The organism is Polaromonas sp. P1_G2 (assembly GCF_056405515.1).
In genome coordinates this window covers 1-428 of sequence record NZ_JBFUBY010001293.1, presented here as the reverse complement: position 1 = coordinate 428, position 428 = coordinate 1, and the positions used below count along the sequence as shown (strand labels likewise).

The window sequence follows — 428 nt, the reverse complement described above, 5'->3', positions numbered from 1 at the left end:
GGTTGATCCCCATCGGCGCGGCCCTGATCTTCTTCTTCTGGGCCACCGGTCTCATACAGCAGGACCAGGCGAACGAACGCTTCGACGCCGGTCTCGCCATTGTCGAGTTCGGCCGCGCCTATCCGAACGAGGCGATCCGCAACGTCATCATCTCCGCCGACGGCGACATGGTTTTCTTGAGACTTTGGGAGGGCTCGACCGGCTGCATGCGCAGCAAGGGTTCGGGCTATCTCTGCCACATCATCGACCCGAGTGAGGTCGCCGTCACGCCAGCCGCCGACGGCAAGGCCCTGACGCTGGAATTCCCGTCGCTCAGGGCGCTGACCGGCACATTCGAGTTCCGCTCGCAGCGCGAGGCAGCGGAAGTGTCGCTGTGGATTCTCGGCAGTTTCGCAGCACGCGCCTCGCAGGATGCAGCGATACCGAGC

The 428-nt window shown here is 64.3% G+C and carries 1 protein-coding gene; it reads left to right on the top strand.

Annotated elements, in window-relative coordinates; genetic code table 11:
* The coding region (locus tag AC1D0P_RS30200) for a hypothetical protein (RefSeq protein WP_477680098.1) at window positions 1-428 on the top strand (428 nt) is incomplete at both ends.